Origin of the sequence: Escherichia sp. HH41S (assembly GCF_009820115.1) — a bacterium.
In the GTDB taxonomy this organism is placed as follows: domain Bacteria; phylum Pseudomonadota; class Gammaproteobacteria; order Enterobacterales; family Enterobacteriaceae; genus Escherichia; species Escherichia coli_F.
The window spans coordinates 80,610-98,919 of sequence record NZ_VNXE01000003.1; the positions used below are offsets into that span (position 1 = coordinate 80,610).

Genomic DNA, 18,310 nt, shown 5'->3' on the forward strand with positions numbered 1-18,310 from the left:
ATTCTCCTGGATTAAATGCGGTTAGCGCAGCGCGATGGAAATGTCGTGGCGCGCACCCTTGCGTAAAACCGTAAGTTGAATGGAATCCATTGAAGGTAACTGCCGCATCAGAGCAATCATTGCTCGTTGATCAGTGAAATCCTGCTGATTGAGCGCAATGGCGATATCGCCTTCCTTAAAACCGCTGGCATCGAACAGAGAACGATCTGCCCCCGGCTTCACTGCATAACCGACAATCCCCTCCTTACGCACAGGCGTAAGCTGGATATAGTTAAAAATTTTCTGCGGATCTTTCGCCAGTGCCTGACGCACGGCAGTCGGAATCTCAACTGGCGCACTGACAGCAGGTTCAGCAACAGCTTGCTTTGCTTCGTCACTGGCGGCTTTTTTGTTGGTCACGGCTACGGTGGAACGTGCCTCTTCAGCCAGACTGAGCCGCTCCATTTTTCCCTGATAGCGCAGCATCACATGGTCGCGATTGATTTCCTCAATCACCGCGTTGTGAGAGCCAAGCCGTTCACCCTGCAAATAGACCTGCTGTTTGCCACCTTCTTCAATAACCGCGCCGGGTCTGGCACCAAAGGCGATCCCGCGCAGCACCACATTAAGACGCGTTTCTGCTACAGGTTCAGGTTGCTTTACCGGTGTGGCGACGCGCTGATATTTACCAAACCAGTTTTGCTGGCTGATTAATTGCACATCTTTTTTATCGAACGTTTTTACATCCGCACGGGGCGGTTTATTCACCGATTGAGAAACCGCCGTATATTCCGTAGAAAAGGAGAAATAGCGCCAGAGTGAATATGCCATTTTTGCAGAAATAATAAGCAGCATCAGCCAGAACATCGCGCATACAATTTTGCGAAGATGCTCTTTGTTTGTATTAAGAGATTGTCTCTGGTTAAGAGTGTGACGAATTTTAGTCAGCCATTGAATGAGATAAATTCGTGCGTCACGAAAAACAACCCGCGCCAATTTATATACCCGACGTTATGCTTTGACTATTCCACAAGTAGTGCGATCCAGTTTCCGCTGATACTGGTTACCTGTACGTGTATCATTAATCGTTATGCTGTAATTAATTCCCTCGGTGATCATTAATTTCACCGTTGGGTCTGCACACATTTGTCGTTGGTAGCTGGTTAAAAAGGCGTCAGGCGTCTGCGTGGTCTGAGCACCCGCTTCGCTGATGATGGTCATTTTTACCGTCGTGCCGCTGCTTTGCGCCAGCACTAAGGTATAACCCGCAGATTTAATCGGCAGGTTTTGGCTGATATTTTGCGCCTGTTTTTTCGCCAGTAAACTGGCATTTTCATTATGGCTGGCACAGCCACTTAATAATCCTGTAACGCTCAACAATAGCGATATTAATACCCTCCCTGGCATCTGTTTTATCGACATGGTAAATAATCTCTAAGGTTATTAATAAGAGTTAAAATGTCACTTTGATAATGACGGGGTTATCATTAAAACAATGCCTGTAGATAAAGTGTTGCTATACCGCCCAGACTTAAACACGGTCCAAAAGGCAGTGTGGTTGATCCTCTTTTTGTAATAACGGCATATATCAGGCCGCAGCATGAGGCGATTAAAGCCACATTGGGCAGCGACAACGCGCCCACCCAGCCACCTAACGCGGCAAAGAGTAATACATCGCCCATGCCTAATGCTTCTTTACGCAGAACTATTCCGGCTATCCAGCGCAGGGAGTAAAAAGTGATAAATCCCACCAGGACGCCGGTAACTGAGTCTTGTAGCGTTAACGGACTCTGTTGCGTCCATGCCGCAATCAGTCCTGTCCACAATACGCCCTGAGTAAAAACATCGGGCAGCCATTGGTTATCAAGGTCGATGATGCTCGCGGCAATAAGCCAGGCGGATAATATCATCACCGCCAGCCCCCATCCACTTTCCGGCCAGACCAGACTCGCCAGCAAAAAAGCGAGTGCTGTCAATAACTCGACCAGCGGATAACGCTTGCTGATTTTCGCCTGACAATCACGGCAGCGCCCTTTGAGCATCAACCAGGAGAGCAGCGGAATATTGTCACGAACGCGGATGGTCTGCTGACAATGCGGACAGTGCGAACGCGGCAGCGCCAGGCTTATTTTTGACTGCGCACTCGGCATTTCACCGTGAAACTCCGCCATTTGTTGGCGAATCATGATGGGATAACGCCAAATCACCACATTCAAAAAACTGCCGATGATCAATCCTCCGACGGTTGCCAGTATGGGCATCGCCGCAGGGTATTGCTGAAAAACATCAAAAAGCATGGTTAAAGGTTATTTGTTGTAACTTGCCGGATGCGGGCCTGCAGGTGTATGCCATACGGCTTTCCTCCAGGCCCGATAAGCTTGCGCATCGGGCAAATGTGTTAACCCAATGCGCCTTATTTCATGCCGGATGCGGCGCGAGCGCCTTATCCGGCCTACGGGTGTCTGCCAGCGAAAATAATCACGGCTTTCCCTGTCTGTAGGCCCGATAAGCTGGCGCATCGGGCAAATGTGTTGACCCGGTGCGCCTTATTTCATGCCGGATGCGGCGCAAGCGCCTTATCCGGCCTACGGGCTTACTCGGCTGACATCTTATGCTCGGTAACCTGATTAATGGTTTCCGGCCCTTGCTGCGGTTTCGGCAGACCAAGCGCCGCGAGCGTCTCGTAAGCCGACGGGCTCACACCGCCCTCGAAGTTCATCTCGCTCGCCCCCGGCAGCTGGTAAGCATTCGCGCCCGGATTCCATTTCTTAAAGAATGCGGAAAGATCCGTCTGGGCGACCCAGGAGGCACACAGCATCAGCGTGTCCGCTGCGTTACCGTTGGATTCAGCACAGTAATTCTTGCCGCCAAAGGTTTTGTCGCCAACCTCATCACCGCGCGCTTTACGATGCATCAACTGGAACAGGTTCCAGCCCTTCATCCCTTCACGATCGCTGTAGAACTTAGGCAGGTTACCTTCTGGATACCACTTAGTGATATCAAAGTTTTTCTCAGCCCATTCCTTCAGCTGCGCGTACATCAGCAGACGATCACCCGCACCGCCGCGCGCCCATGCCTGACCGTTGCTCTCCTCCAGATATTCCGGCGCAACGGTAATATCGTCAGCAACACGGTTCATCTTGCCGAGATAGCGATCCTGCATGTACAGCGCCAGCACGTTGTTCGCCACTTCGGTCGCGCCTGGAACAGTCAGCGGCGTTTCTGCGGCGTTATGCCCTACTTCATGCCAGATCAGCCAGTCGTTCAGCGGCGTCGTCGGCAGCGTGGTGCTGTTCGGCGAGAAGCTGCTGTTCATCACCGGATAACCAGAGTGCGCGTCACCAATGGAGATCTGCACATCGTTGGTGAAACGATGCTTGTGGCCCGTCAAGTTTTTATAGGTAAACATCCGGTGCTTACCGTCTTCATCATTACGACCGTAGAAGTCATTCATCGAGCTGGCAAAGGTATCCAGATCTTTAGCGAATTCTGCTACGCCACCAGTGAAATTGCTGGCCTCAAGGTTCTTCTTCGGCGTGGTGTAGACGAAAGCGTCTGACTCCAGCTCGCCCAACGGCGCAGGGGAGTTCAGAGCGTTTTTCCATGCACCATCTTTATAGAACGGCGCTTTCACCACACCAGTAAAGGTGAATTCGGCTGACTCATTCTGTGGGCTGTTGCCCTTGATATAAATCAGGCCACCGTAAGGCACCTTGAACTTCACCGTACCGCTAGCGTCCAGAGAGTACGTTTTAGTCACTCTTGGCGGACGGTTCAGCGCAACTTCATGCTTCTCACGTCCGGTCAGGTCGTCAGCCAGCGCCACGGTGACGGTCACAGGAACGTTCGCATTGGACTTAATGGTGACCTCTTTCTGAGCCGGTGCCCACAGGCCAGTTGACTGCATGTTACCTGCAAACCATTTGGTCGGATTCGAGTACAGGCTGATGGTTTCAGTAACCTCTTCTCCCCCTACAGATACCGCTCCCGGATACTTCTCCACATCAACCTTAATGTTCAGATCCCACCAGGAACGGCCCAGCATCAGGCGCGTCAGCGGTTTTTCCATATAGTTGAGTGGATAGCTCGGGTTCATCATGCCCGCTTTATTAACGCTCTTCTCGCCGTAGATCATGTTGTTATCGACCAGCGATTTTTTCAGCTCATCAGAACACTGCGTGCCGCCAGTATAGGCATCGTTGGCGTAGCAGTTCAGGAACTCGGTGAACGTTTTAAAGCCCAGCTCGTCATCCTTGTCGTTTTCATAGCGATATTCAATTTTATTCCACAGCCAGACCGACATGTTCTGGTACAGACGTTCCAGATCGACGCTGCTCAGACGCTCACCTTTGCGACCATTGGTCCGGAAGTAGAGCTCATGCTGATACAGACGCTGAATGTTGGTGCCTAAATCCGCAGCCTGCACCATCGCTTTTGCCGTGTCGGCGTTAAGGCTTAGTTGCGTATACTGTGGAACATACATGCCACCAGTAACCGGAACCCCCGTGCCAGGACGATATTCCAGACAGTTGACCTCGTAGTGGTAAGTTGGGTCCTTACACTCCTTTAATCCAGGAAACTTCTCAAAGATTTTTGCCTTCGCAGCCTTCAGAGAATCCTCTGTTTTATGATCGGCCTCATCAATAAAGGCATAACGCGTTTCCTGTTTGCCATCTACATCTTCCAGCCAGCTGGCAACTTCCAGCTTCGGTTTGTCATCAGGTTTGTTTTCTACCTGATATTTCCACTTAACGTCCCCTGTCTTACTATCGATGGTGTACGGCAGCGCACCATCTACGGCAGGATAACGTTCATAGACCCAAATGCCCGTTGCGCGCTGCTGACGAACGCGGTTCGGATACCCTTGCGGATCGTTATTTACTACCGACTTGTTCAGTGCCATCGACAGACCTGCGGCATCAAGCAGACGTACAAAGCCAGATGCGCTCTCTTCCTTAAGATTGCTCATCACGTTTTCCATGATCAGCACCGATCCACCTTTGTTCAGATAGGCGATCAGATCGGTCACATCCTGCTGAGTCAGCTTCGGTTTGCTGGTATCTGCTCGCAGCGGGATTGCATAAGGATCGTTACCAACCTGAGTCACATACTCAAAGCCGTTGAGGATCAGCAGCGGCATTTCCTGCGGGTCGAGATCGCCATAGCTACTTAAATGCTCAACAGAGATACCCGCAAAATCCGGATGAAAGCCGAACTCAGCGCTGTTTCCTGTAACCTGACCATGACGTTTGAAATAGACAGTATCCAGGTTGGTACCTACGGTCATGCTGGCTTTCGCGTCCGGCGTCCATTTATCGTCGGACAGATAGCGCAACACGTTCTGCATAAAGTGCTTCATATCATTAGAATCACTGTTACGCGTACACTGACCGTTTTTATCAACACCGCCTTCCCAGCTGTAACCGTTCGGACAACGCAAAATGCTGTTGTAGTGCGGGTTACCGATAACCATCAGTTTGCCCTCACCGACTTGCCCCAGCGAAATAAACGGCAGGTTAAAGGTGGCGGTATCGCGCGTAACGTTTTCCGGCTCAACGAGAGAAGGCGCTTCCGTAATGTACGCCAGCTCGTTTTTATCCCAGGCGCGTTTTTCGCCGAAGGCCAGCCAGTAGTTTTTATCATTACGCGCCATCAGAATCGGGAAGGCCGCGTTGGAGATATTCACCACTGCCTGACCGCGCGCATTACCGGTACTGCCATAGAAGTTGGTAGAGTCATGGAAGACGTGGAATTTCGTCACTGATTTGTAATCTTTATCCACACCCCACAGCTTGTTGATAACGCCCTGAATCTGACCTTCGTTAACATTGCGTGCTGTCAACGAGAACCAACGCTGAGAGTTGCAGCCCCCAAGGGAGTCACAAATCGCCGTATCAATCTCTTTAGCCTGCCCGGATTCAAACTGCTCAAGAAATTCGTTTGTCCGCTCAAAGGTTTGATCGCCTTCGCTCAACGCCTCGCCATTGGATAACGAGAGATTGATAATCTCGTTGATTACGTTGGGATACTCGGCAAAGACCTTGCGCACTACGTCCGGCACTTCACGCTCATCATTTTTTCCGGCCTGGGAGTAACGATGGATAAGCTGATCAACATTCGCGCCGTGAACTTCATCACCCAATTCAGTCAGCGCAATAGTCGACTTATTGCCGCGTACTGAGCCCAGTTCAAAGGTATCGATACCAAAGGAGATGGTTTCGCCCCAGCTGAAGTTGAATTTGCCGTTTTCGCCAGTTACGCCACGGCCTGAGCTGGTGTAGTAATTTACGCCAACCACACCATTGCCCATGCTATCCACCAGTCGGCCTTCGGAAAGAATGATTTCAGTGGGTTGATACTGATAAAACTGTTCCGCGTTAGCCGACACGAAGGACGCGTTCAGATCCGGTTTTGTTCCCTCTGTCGTGACTGGCACTACCGTTGAGGTATGGGTGGACGGCGCTTTATCAGTCGCAGCATTGTTTTCCACCTCTTCATTGACCAGCTTGCTGAAATCGTTTGTTGCCAGATCAATTTGCTTATACAGTTTTTCAAAACGCGCGCGATCAACCACTGACGAGAAAGTAAGACAAAGCTGTTCTGCATCTGCGGGGCAACTGTCGCTGGACGTCACCAGAGAGATGGCGTTGGTTTTCTTATTTGCAGAATCCGCCAGCTCCTGCGCGTCCTCAAGGCTAAACGACACTTTGTCAACCGCACGCAGGCTACGCGCAGTCTCTGACTGGGTGTTGAATGTTGCAATGGTCGTACTGCCCACCACACAACTCACGGTATTGCCTGGCGTAAAGGTAAAGCCGTCGCTGGATTCACCATTACAGGTAGCACCAGTTACCCGCTGGCTTCCGCCCAGGGTCAGATACCCCGTTTTCGTAGGAACAGGTTCTGGCTCCGGTTCTGGTGTCGGCTCTGGATCGGGTGTCGGTTCCGGCGTAGGTTCTGGGTCCGGCGTCGGCTCAGGTGTCGGTTCCGGGGTTGGTATTGGATCGGGTTTCACTTCCGGCAAAGTCCCTGCTCCAGAATCTACAGACGGCGTATCGGAGGACGATCCTGAACCACCGCCATCACAACCGGTTAATAAGGTTGCGCTTAAAATAGCCGCTAAAAGCGATTTTTTATATTTAAATTTCTTATTCATTAATAACGCAAGTGACAAAATAAAATTAAAGAATTTGTAACTGGGAAAATAGTTTTATGCTTTATTTTCTCTAATAACTTCCTCCATTCTTAAGAAAACGGCATCATTTATAGAAAAACAGGTGAAATCTATAAGAATATCCCCTATACGATATCTGTCAGGTTATTTTTACGAAATTTCAACAAACAAAAAATCAACAACTTTTCACAGCGTAACCATATAAATTCGTTGATAGTTTTAACGATTTAGATTGCAAAAGCAACAGATAGAACGGTGTTTGCTCATCAAGCGAACATAATTAATACAGACTTGTTTTGCGTGATAAAAAAACAGATGTTCTCACACCCTTAATTATTTAGTATGTTATCTGAATGCAATACATTATTACTGTATAGATAATAAAGCAGGAAATGATTTTAAATTAATAAGACAGAATAATGTAAATGAAGCCGGATGATATTAACGATCATCCGGCTTTATTGATTTACAAAACTAACATCCCGGTAAACACATACGCCTGCAGCAGGGTGATAATGCCGATAACGCTGGCAAAAATCAGACTGTGCTTCACGGTGTAGCGGAACAGTTCAGATTCTCGGCCCACCATACCTGTCGCGGCACAGGCCACGGCGATAGATTGCGGGGAGATCATCTTGCCGGTCACGCCACCGCTGGTGTTTGCTGCCACCAGCAGGGTGTCAGAGACGTTGATTTGCTGCGCCGTCGTTGATTGCAGTGAACCAAACAGGGCGTTAGAAGACGTATCCGAACCCGTGAGAAATACACCCAACCAGCCAAGGAACGGTGAGAAGAACGGGAACATCACGCCTGTGCCCGCCAGCACCAGCGCCAGCGTGGTGGACATGCCGGAATAGTTGGTGACAAAAGCAAATGCCAGCACCATGCCAATCGACAGTATCGGCCACTTCAGACTAATTAGCGTTTCGGCAAAGACACCAATACCTTTCTTGATCCCCACGCCGAGGATGAAGATCGAGATAATCGCCGCAATAAAAATAGCGGTGCCGCCAGCAGAGAGAGGGTCGAATTTAAACACCGCATCCATTGGCGTTGGCTGAGCGACAATGGGTGCCGCTTTCAAGACTTGTTGATGCAAATGAGGGATCTGGAAATTAATCACCAGCGAATAAAACGCACCGCCCGGAGCAAATAACGCTTTAAATGGTTTCATCGTCCAGATGGTAACCAGTACCGTTAAGATTAAAAACGGTGACCATGCACGAATGATTTGCCCCAGACTATATTCTGAAGGCACGGGACCGCCAGAAGATGGCTTATTTACCACCATCGCACCTGCGGATTGCCCCATGCTGATTGCCGTTTCGGTATTCTTCGGCCGCCAGACTTTAAGGAATAAAGCGAGTGAGACAATACTCACCAGCGCCGAAGTAATATCCGGCAGTTCCGGACCAATGTAGTTAGAGGTAAAGAACTGCGTGACAGCGAAGCTTCCCCCTGCAACCAGCGCCGCTGGCCAGGTCTCTTTCACCCCTTTCCAACCGTCCATCATTGCCACCAGCCAGAATGGCACAAGAACCGACAGGAACGGTAACTGACGTCCCGCCATTGCGCCAATATCAAACGGATCGATTCCCGTTACCTGACCAGCGACCAGAATCGGCACGCCCAACGCACCAAACGCCACCGGCGCAGTGTTGGCAATCAGACACAACCCCGCCGCATATAACGGTTTGAAGCCCAGCCCCACCAGCAGAGCGCCTGTAATCGCCACCGGCGCGCCAAAGCCAGCCGCTCCTTCCAGCAGTGCGCCAAAGGAGAAACCAATCAGTAACACCTGCAAACGCTGATCGTCGGTGATGGAGATAACCGAACTGCGGATAATATCAAACTGGCCGCTGGCAACGGTTAATTTATACAGGAATACCGCCGCGACAATAATCCACGCAATAGGCCATAATCCATAAATAAAGCCATAGCCCGCAGCAGCAAATGCCATATCAATCGGCATTTTAAAGGCGAATATTGCAATCAGGATAGATAATATAAGAGTTATTGCTCCAGCGACATGTCCTTTCAGACGTAATACCGCGAGTGCAACGAAGAAGAATATTATCGGGATCAGGGCGACCAGAGCGGATAGCCCCAGTCCTCCCATCGGCATATACATTTGGGTCCAGGTAACCATATTGTTCAGTCTCTTATTATCTTTATATACTTGATATATTTAAGGTTTGTAATAAGCAAAAGAGGACTGAACTGTAAAATATAGGCGTTATACTTTACAGCAACAGCACGCCGCTAACGCAATTGCTACCTCTGGCATAACAAGTATATCGGGTAAGGGTTTCTGTTCCGCACACACAGGCGCAGAGTATCGTAAAGATGTCCATAATGTTGTTTTAGTCCCGCTAGTGATGCGCTACGGGTATTTAATATTGTTAAACCCTGATAATCGCTCCGGTTATTTCCGGGATAAATATACTACCGCAGTTACTATCATAGCCCCGACAATAAAACTTGCCGGGGCTTTTTTGATGCTATTAATGACTTTCTTTTTCACGTAAACGCCAGGCGTGTAATAACGGTTCGGTATAACCGTTTGGCTGTTTCACGCCGAGGAAGATCAAATCGCTGGCAGCTTTAAAGGCACACGAGTTAGCGAAATTCCCGACCATCGGACGATATGCCGGATCGCCAGCATTTTGCTGATCCACCACTTTCGCCATGTTCTCCAGCGACGCATGCACCTGATCTTTGGTCAGAATACCGTGACGTAACCAGTTGGCGATATGCTGGCTGGAGATACGCAGCGTTGCGCGGTCTTCCATCAGCGCCACGTTGTGAATATCCGGCACTTTTGAACAACCAATCCCCTGCTCCACCCAACGCACCACGTAGCCCAGAATTCCCTGCACGTTGTTATCCAGCTCTTGTTGGATCTCTTGCGCCGACCAGTTAGCATTTTCAGCAACCGGAATGGTCAGCAGATCGTCCAGCAGCGGTTCAAATTCAGCATTGAACTCGGACTGGGCAATATTGGCTTGCACACTCTGTACGTTGGTTTGATGGTAGTGCAGCGCATGGAGTGTAGCGGCAGTTGGCGACGGAACCCAGGCCGTGTTCGCCCCGGCACGTAACTGATCGCCCTTCTGGCTGTACATGTCTGCCATCAGGTCCGGCATTGCCCACATCCCTTTACCGATTTGCGCTTTACCGCGCAGCCCGCAGAACAGGCCGGAAAGCACGTTGTTGCGCTCGTAGGCTTTGATCCACGGCGTCGATTTCATCTGGTTTTTACGCAACATTGGACCCGCTTCCATCACCGAATGCATCTCATCGCCAGTACGGTCAAGGAAACCGGTATTGATAAACGCCACGCGGTTGCTCGCCTGAGCGATACAACTACGCAAGTTCAGCGAGGTCCGGCGTTCTTCATCCATAATGCCCATTTTCAGGGTATTCGGTTTCATACCAAGCATTGTCTCAATGCGGGTAAACAGTTTGTTGGCAAAAGCCACTTCCTGTGGACCGTGCATTTTCGGTTTCACAATATAAACGCTGCCGGTACGCGAGTTTTTCTGCACTTTTAAGTCGTAGAGGGCAATCGCACCAGTCATGACGCCATCAAGAATACCTTCCGGAATTTCATTACCTTCGCTGTCCCAAATCACAGGAATGGTCATCAAATGACCTACGTTGCGGATAAACAGCAGCGAACGTCCGTGCAGAGAAATTTCAGAGCCATCGGCGGCGGTGTACTGACGATCGTCATTCAGTTTACGCACGATTTGCCGACCGTTTTTCTCCATTTTCTCTTGCAGAGTCCCCTGCATCAGGCCCAGCAGGTTGCGGTACAGTAGGATTTTATCTTCCGCATCAACCGCCGCGACCGAATCTTCACAGTCGAGAATGGTACTGATGGCCGCTTCGACGATAACATCGTTGATGTGCGCCGGATCGTCTTTGCCAATCCGCCCGTTGGCATCGATTTGTAGCTCAATATGCAGGCCGTTATTTTTCAGCAAAATGCAGGTCGGCGCAGCAGTATCGCCACGGTAACCGACAAACTGTGCTGGAGTACGTAACGTGCTTTCTTGACCATTTTTCAACTGGATGCGTAATTGTTTATCGACCACCTTAAACGCCACCACATCCTGATAGCTGCCATTTTCCAGCGGTAGTGATTCATCGAGGAAACGCCGAACCCAGGCGATAACCTGCTCACCACGCTGCGGATCGTAGCCGCTGACCATCGCCCCTTCCTGCGGGATGATGTCGCTGCCGTATAACGCATCGTACAGTGAGCCCCAGCGAGCGTTCGCCGCGTTCAGCGCGTAGCGAGCATTCATTGCCGGAACCACCAGCTGTGGCCCCGCCTGACTGGTGATTTCGCTGTCGATGCCCGTGGTTTCCACCGTAACGTGGTCAGGCTGTGGCACCAGGTAGCCCAGTTCACGCAGGAAAGATTTATAAGCCGCTTTGTCTTTTACCGGCCCCGGATTGCTGCGATGCCACTCATCAAGCGCCGCCTGAATGCGATCGCGGTCTGCCAGCAACTGACGATTTTCTGGTGCCAGATCGTGAACAATCTCATCAACATTGCGCCAGAACGCGGCAGCATCCAGTTCCACGCCAGGCAAAACTTCTTCATCCACAAAACGTTTAAAGTCGGCGTCAATGCGTAAACGGCCCTGGGTTATGGTTTGACTCATTGTTTCTCTCCTCGTTTTCGCTTATTTCGCCAACACCGCTGCTGCCGCTTTCGCGACCTGCGCATCCTGTGCTCCGGTTAAACCAGAAACGCCCACGGCACCAATAATTTGCCCATCCACAACAACCGGTACGCCACCTTCCAGCGACGTCAGTAACGGCGCAGTCACGAACGCGGTACGTCCGTTGTTCACCATCTCTTCATAGCCCTTAGTTTCACGACGCCCCAGCGCGGCGGTACGCGCTTTCTCCTGGGAGATGTAAGCCGCAATCGGCGCGCAATCGTCCATGCGACTTAACGCCAGCAGATGACCGCCGTCATCGGCAACAGCAATGGAAACAGACCAGTTATTTTTCTGCGCCTCTTCCTGACCTGCGGCAATAATTGCACTCGCCATTTGCTGGCTAAGAATGACTTTAGTTTTCATTTTGTTATTCCTTTTCAAGGGCTTGTTCTACAATTTCAATCCAGTGACGCACAGAGGTACGACCGGCACTCGCCAGATGCGTCTGGCAACCAATGTTGGCGGTGACGATCATTTCCGGTTTGCCGCTTTCCAGCGCATTCATTTTGTTATCCCGCAGCTGGCGCGCCAGATCGGGATGCGTTAACGCATACGTTCCCGCCGACCCGCAGCACAGATGGCTGTCGGGAACGTCGGTTAAGGTAAACCCAAGACGAAGTAACACTTTTTCCACTTCGCCGTTCAGCTTTTGCGCATGTTGTAGGGTACACGGGCAGTGGAAGGCCAGTTTTTTATCGCCGCGAATTGCCAGTTTTTCCAGCGGTTCCTTGCGCAGAAGTTCGACTAAATCGACCGCCAGTTCACTGACCCGACGCGCTTTATCGGCGTACAACGCATCACTTTTCAGCATCTGCCCATACTCTTTCACGAACGCGCCGCAACCGCTGGCGGTTTGTAAAATTGCCTCGGCACCTGCTTCAATCGCGGGCCACCAGGCATCAATATTATTGCGCGCCCGCGCCAGCCCTTTCTCTTGCGCATTAAGATGATAGTCCACCGCGCCACAACAGCCTGCTTCATTAGCTGGCGTCACGCTGATCCCCAGACGATCCAGCACTCGCGCAGTTGCCGCGTTGGTATTGGGCGAAAGCGTAGGCTGGGCGCAGCCTTCCAGCATTAAAACCCGACGCTTATGTCGCAGCGGTGGACGCGGTTTAGCTTTCACCGTTTCGGCGGGCAGTTTTGCTTTTATCTGTTCCGGCAGCAGTGGGCGCAGCACCAGCCCTACCTGCGTCAATGCGCGAAAAACCGCCGGACGCGGCACCACCTGACGCAGCCCTTCGCGCAGTATTCGCTCCGGCAGTGGGCGTTTCACTTTCTGCTCGACGATATCACGCCCGATGTCCAGCAAATTGTGATAGCGCACACCAGAAGGACAGGTGGTTTCACAATTGCGACAAGTGAGACAGCGATCGAGATGCTCCTGCGTTTTAAGCGTGACTTCGTTGCCCTCCAGCACCTGTTTAATCAGATAGATGCGCCCGCGCGGCCCGTCCAGTTCATCGCCTAAAAGCTGATAAGTTGGGCAGGTTGCGGTACAAAATCCACAGTGAACACAGGCGCGCAGGATGCTGTCGGCTTCCAGCGCACGCGCGTTCTGAAGCATCTCTTCAGTTAACCGGGTTTGCATAGCCTGCTCCTTAAAGTTCCGCGTACATGCGACCGGGGTTAAACACGCCGCAAGGGTCGAGCTGCTGTTTAAGCTGCTGGTGATAGCGGAATAAAGGAGCCGGTAGCGGGGCAAAGCCACCATCTCCGGCACTAAAGCGGGTCGCATGACCGCCTGCGTTGCGGGCAATGCGATGGATTTGATTGTCATCGGCTGTCGATTTCAGCCAACGTAACGCGCCGCCCCAGTCGATCAGTTGCTCGCCGGGTAAATCCATCATCGGCGCATCGGTGGGTAAGGAAATACGCCATAAAGTGCCCGGTAATGAGAAGAACGGCAGTTGTTGTTCACGCAATTGCTGCCAGAACTGACCCGCAACCTCTTCGCCACCCAGCAGTTCACGTGCTGCTTTTACCGATCCTTCACCGCCTTCAAGGCGGATCCACAACGCATTGTCGAAGTAACATAAGCCACTAATGGGTAATGGCTGGAGTTGCCACTGGGCGATTTCACTCATGGCTTCTTGCAGGCTTATTTCCCGACGCAAGCTCAGTGTGGCGCGCGGTCGCGGCAACACTTTCATCGAGATTTCAGTGAGCACGCCAAGACAGCCGTAGCTTCCGGCCATTAACCGCGAGAGATCGTATCCGGCAACGTTTTTCATCACTTCGCCACCAAAGCGCAGATGTTTTCCAGTGCCGGTAATAATGCGCGTACCGAGGACAAAATCGCGGACCGAACCGCTCCACGGGCGACGCGGCCCCGCCAGCCCGCAGGCGACCATCCCGCCCCAGGTGGCTTCTTCACCATAATGCGGCGGCTCGCAGGGGAGCATTTGCCCCGCGCTCTCCAGCGCCGCTTCAATCGCCACCAGCGGTGTTCCGGCACGCGCGGTAATCACCAGCTCGGTCGGGTCGTAATTAACAATGCCGCGATGGCAACGCACATCCAGCGTTTGCCCGATGACAGGACGACCTAAAAAGGCTTTGCTATTGCTGCCCTGAATCACTAGCGGCGTTTTATCGCTAATCGCCTGATTCACCTGCTCCAGCAGTACCTGGCTGTAATCACACTCGCGTAGCATCAGAAACGCTCCAGTTCAGGGAAAGGTAAATGACCGTGATGCACGTGCATGGCACCAAATTCAGCGCAGCGGTGCAGTGTGGGGATGTTTTTCCCAGGGTTCAGCAAACCATCAGGATCAAACGCCGCCTTGACTGCATGAAAGGTAGTAATTTCATCACTGTTGAACTGGGCGCACATCTGATTGATTTTTTCGCGCCCGATGCCATGTTCCCCACTGATACTGCCGCCTACTTCAACACAGAGTTCAAGGATCTTCCCACCCAATTCTTCCGCACGGGCGAATTCACCGGGTTCGTTGGCATCGAAAAGGATTAACGGGTGCATATTGCCGTCTCCGGCATGAAAGACGTTGGCAACGCGTAAATCATATTGCTGCGATAAACGGGCAATGCCTTCCAGTACGCCAGGCAACGCGCGGCGCGGGATGGTGCCGTCCATGCAGTAGTAATCCGGGGAGATACGTCCTACCGCCGGAAAAGCATTTTTGCGACCGGCCCAGAAACGCACGCGCTCCGCTTCATCCTGCGCCAGACGGACGTCAGTCGCGCCCGCTTTCAACAAGATGTCGTTAACCCGCTCGCAGTCTTCCTGTACGTCAGACTCCACGCCGTCCAGCTCGCATAACAAAATCGCTTCGGCGTCGACGGGATAACCGGCATGAATAAAATCTTCCGCCGCGCGGATCGACAGGTTATCCATCATCTCCAGCCCGCCGGGGATAATGCCATTAGCGATGATGTCGCCAACCGCAAGTCCGGCTTTTTCTACCGAGTCAAAGCTGGCTAACAGAACTCGTGCCACAGGGGGCTTCGGCAGCAGTTTTACCGTCACTTCGGTGGTCACGCCGAGCATGCCTTCCGATCCGGTGAACAGCGCCAGCAGGTCAAAACCGGGCGAATCCAGCGCGTCCGATCCCAGCGTTAGTGTCTCGCCATCCAGCGTTTGCACTTCAATTTTCAGCAGGTTATGTACGGTCAGACCATATTTCAGACAGTGGACGCCCCCGGCGTTTTCCGCCACGTTGCCGCCAATGGAACAGGCGATTTGTGAGGAAGGATCCGGCGCGTAATAGAGATTATGCGACGCAACAGCCTGGGAGATCGCCAGGTTACGCACGCCCGGCTGCACACGCGCACGGCGACCAACGGGGTTAATGTCGAGGATTTCTTTAAAGCGCGCCATCACCAACAACACACCTTTTTCCAGCGGCAGCGCACCGCCAGAAAGTCCGGTGCCTGCGCCACGGGTCACTACCGGTACATGCAAACGGTGGCAGACAGCGAGAATCGCCGTCACCTGTTCCATCTGCTTAGGCAGAACAACCAGTAATGGACGCGTACGATACGCGCTCAACCCGTCACACTCGTAAGGAATGATCTCCTCATCGGTATGCAGGATCTCCAGTCCAGGGACATGCTCACGCAGTGCCATCAGTACCGATGTACGGTCGACATCGGGTAAAGCGCCATCAAGACGCTCTTCGTACAAGATGCTCATGAGTAGGGTTCGCTTTGTTGTGTTGTGTGGCAGCTGATTTTTGCGCGCTGCTTCTGTGAACAGTTATTAAGCGGGCTTTTCGTTTTCGTCTATCTCTTTAGCTACCGGTCAGACCATTTTTTTTCCAGCTCTGTGACCTTGCCTTGGTTAACTTAATGTTAAATTGATGTAACATAATCACTTACGTGATGTGCGTGTTTTGCGAATCAAGAACAGAAAAATTGGTCCTACCTGTGCACGAGGTCCGGGAATGAAAGATGAACGTCGCCCTATTTGCGAAGTGGTTGCAGAGAGTATCGAACGGTTAATTATCGACGGCGTGCTGAAGGTCGGTCAGCCGCTTCCCTCGGAACGTCGACTGTGTGAAAAGCTCGGCTTCTCGCGTTCCGCACTGCGTGAAGGGCTGACCGTGCTGCGCGGACGCGGGATTATTGAAACAGCACAGGGGCGCGATTCTCGTGTAGCACGCCTTAATCGCGTGCAGGACACCAGCCCGCTGATCCATCTGTTCAGTACACAGCCGCGAACGCTATACGATCTACTCGACGTTCGCGCATTGCTGGAAGGCGAATCGGCAAGGTTGGCAGCTACGCTGGGAACCCAGGCGGATTTTGTTTTGATAACCCGCTGTTATGAAAAAATGCTCGCCGCCAGTGAAAACAACAAAGAAATTTCGCTGATCGAACACGCGCAGCTGGATCATGCTTTCCATCTTGCCATTTGTCAGGCTTCCCACAATCAGGTGCTAGTTTTTACGCTGCAATCATTGACCGATCTGATGTTTAATTCAGTGTTTGCCAGCGTAAATAATCTCTACCATCGACCACAGCAAAAAAAGCAGATCGATCGCCAACATGCGCGGATCTACAACGCGGTGTTGCAGCGACTGCCGCACGTCGCCCAGCGCGCCGCACGTGATCATGTGCGGACCGTGAAAAAGAATCTCCACGATATCGAACTGGAAGGCCACCATTTGATTCGCTCGGCGGTGCCGCTGGAGATGAAGCAGGGGTGACTGCCATCAAATCTGCTTTTCATACAATCGGTAACGCTTGTACGGCTCCGCTCCAATGCGTTCCAGCATGTTATTCATGCCTGTATTGGTTTCGAGGATCCATGACATCTCCAGCGCATCGATCTTCCGGCGAGCAAACGGATCGCGTAAGGCTTCAATCAATAACAGCGCAATCACCGGGCCGATGCGGCTGAACTGATACTCGTCACGCACGCCCATCAGCGGCACTCGCGCAGTTCGCACACCGCTGACTTTTAAGCGCCACAGCAATTTTGCCCAGCCGAAGGGAAAGAGCGATCCGTTCAGATCGGCAATCGCCTCGTTGATGTTCGGCAAGCCGACTATAAACGCGCAGGGTGCAGAACCAATCTCAGCGATGTAGATCATATCGTCCGGCACCAGATATTTAAGTTGATCGCCCATGGTCGCAAATTCATGTTCGGTAAACGGCACAAATCCCCAGTTGTGCTGCCAGCCAGAGTTGAAAATCTCACGCAGGATCAGCATCTCTTCGGCAAACCGCTGGCGCTTGATGCAGCGAATGGTCACCTTTTTGCGCACCTGATCCATCAGTTTTTTTAGCGCCGGAGAGAACGTGAGATCGGTTCGTTGCATCCACCACGCCAGTAAATCAATACCTTTGTGATAACCCAATTGTTCAATATGCGCGGCATACCACGGTTTACCGTGCGGCATCATCGCACAGGGCGGAGTGTCGAAACCTTCAATCAGTAATCCGCTTTCCTGATTGATATTCAGGCTGAAAGGCCCGCTGATCTTACTTGCGCCTTGTAACTTCAACCATGCTTCCGCTGCGCCAAACAACGCGGCAAAAACCTGCGGATCATCAATGGCGTCAATCATGCCAAAATGACCGGTATCGTCACCGTAACGCTCGCGGTGCAAGGTATCGATTTGCGCGGTAATCCGCCCGACTATCTGCCCCGCTTTTTTTGCTACCCACGCCTGCCAGATAATATGGTCCGTCCCCGGATTCTTCGCCGACAAATGCTCGCTGCGTTCAATGAACAAAGGGGGTATCCAGTTTGGATCATCGGGATAAAGTGATGACGGAAAAGCGATAAATGCCTTAAGGTCATTTTTATTAATTACTTTTTCAATTTTAATCATCAGCAGATCGCATTCCATATCTCTGTGGATAACAAATAATTAACGGTGACAAACAGATTGCAACAGCAACGAACGGCATCTTAATAATCAACCCAATGAATACAAACAAAGAATAAATA

Annotated in this window: 12 protein-coding genes; 1 reads left to right on the forward strand and 11 read right to left on the reverse strand. The window is 51.6% G+C overall.

Going from position 1 to position 18,310, the window contains the following annotated elements; genetic code table 11:
- Nucleotides 1–21: 21 nt before the first annotated feature.
- From gspC to glcD, 10 genes are all read right to left on the reverse strand, one after another.
- Nucleotides 22–975: a type II secretion system protein GspC gene (gene gspC / locus FQZ95_RS00445; RefSeq protein ID WP_105287677.1), complete on the reverse strand. Its 954-nt coding sequence runs from the start codon at nt 973–975 to the stop codon at nt 22–24.
- 15 nt (nt 976–990) lie between these two features.
- A complete protein-coding gene (gene gspS2 / locus FQZ95_RS00450; RefSeq protein ID WP_001309757.1) occupies nt 991–1,401 on the reverse strand; it encodes a type II secretion system pilot lipoprotein GspS-beta in 411 nt (136 codons plus the stop codon).
- Between the two features lie 65 nt (nt 1,402–1,466).
- A complete protein-coding gene (pppA, locus tag FQZ95_RS00455) occupies nt 1,467–2,276 on the reverse strand; it encodes a prepilin peptidase PppA (RefSeq protein ID WP_105287678.1) in 810 nt (269 codons plus the stop codon).
- 296 nt (nt 2,277–2,572) lie between these two features.
- Nucleotides 2,573–7,135 carry a lipoprotein metalloprotease SslE gene (sslE, locus tag FQZ95_RS00460; protein ID WP_105287679.1) on the reverse strand — a complete coding sequence of 1,521 codons (4,563 nt, stop codon included), beginning with the start codon at nt 7,133–7,135 and terminating at the stop codon, nt 2,573–2,575.
- Between the two features lie 484 nt (nt 7,136–7,619).
- Nucleotides 7,620–9,302 carry a glycolate permease GlcA gene (gene glcA / locus FQZ95_RS00465; protein WP_160529763.1) on the reverse strand — a complete coding sequence of 561 codons (1,683 nt, stop codon included), beginning with the start codon at nt 9,300–9,302 and terminating at the stop codon, nt 7,620–7,622.
- A gap of 355 nt (nt 9,303–9,657) precedes the next feature.
- On the reverse strand, nt 9,658–11,829 hold the full coding sequence (gene glcB, locus FQZ95_RS00470) for a malate synthase G (protein WP_105287680.1): 2,172 nt from the start codon (nt 11,827–11,829) through the stop codon (nt 9,658–9,660).
- 21 nt (nt 11,830–11,850) lie between these two features.
- Nucleotides 11,851–12,255, reverse strand: coding sequence for a GlcG family protein (locus FQZ95_RS00475; RefSeq protein WP_000853256.1), 405 nt, complete (start codon nt 12,253–12,255; stop codon nt 11,851–11,853).
- A 4-nt stretch (nt 12,256–12,259) separates the two neighbouring features.
- On the reverse strand, nt 12,260–13,483 hold the full coding sequence (gene glcF, locus FQZ95_RS00480) for a glycolate oxidase subunit GlcF (RefSeq protein WP_105287681.1): 1,224 nt from the start codon (nt 13,481–13,483) through the stop codon (nt 12,260–12,262).
- Nucleotides 13,484–13,493: 10 nt separating this feature from the next.
- On the reverse strand, nt 13,494–14,546 hold the full coding sequence (gene glcE, locus FQZ95_RS00485; RefSeq protein ID WP_105287682.1) for a glycolate oxidase subunit GlcE: 1,053 nt from the start codon (nt 14,544–14,546) through the stop codon (nt 13,494–13,496).
- Nucleotides 14,546–16,045, reverse strand: a complete 1,500-nt coding sequence (gene glcD, locus FQZ95_RS00490) for a glycolate oxidase subunit GlcD (RefSeq protein ID WP_000026098.1) — start codon at nt 16,043–16,045, stop codon at nt 14,546–14,548. Before glcD ends, glcE begins: the two co-directional genes overlap by 1 nt.
- 250 nt (nt 16,046–16,295) lie before the next feature.
- Here glcD and glcC point away from each other — a divergent pair, with 250 nt between their 5' ends.
- Nucleotides 16,296–17,060 carry a transcriptional regulator GlcC gene (glcC, locus tag FQZ95_RS00495; RefSeq protein WP_001332920.1) on the forward strand — a complete coding sequence of 255 codons (765 nt, stop codon included), beginning with the start codon at nt 16,296–16,298 and terminating at the stop codon, nt 17,058–17,060.
- Between the two features lie 6 nt (nt 17,061–17,066).
- On the opposite strand, the gene yghO is transcribed toward glcC, so the two are convergent.
- Nucleotides 17,067–18,209: a protein YghO gene (yghO, locus tag FQZ95_RS00500; protein WP_105287743.1), complete on the reverse strand. Its 1,143-nt coding sequence runs from the start codon at nt 18,207–18,209 to the stop codon at nt 17,067–17,069.
- Between the last annotated feature and the right edge of the window lie 101 nt (nt 18,210–18,310).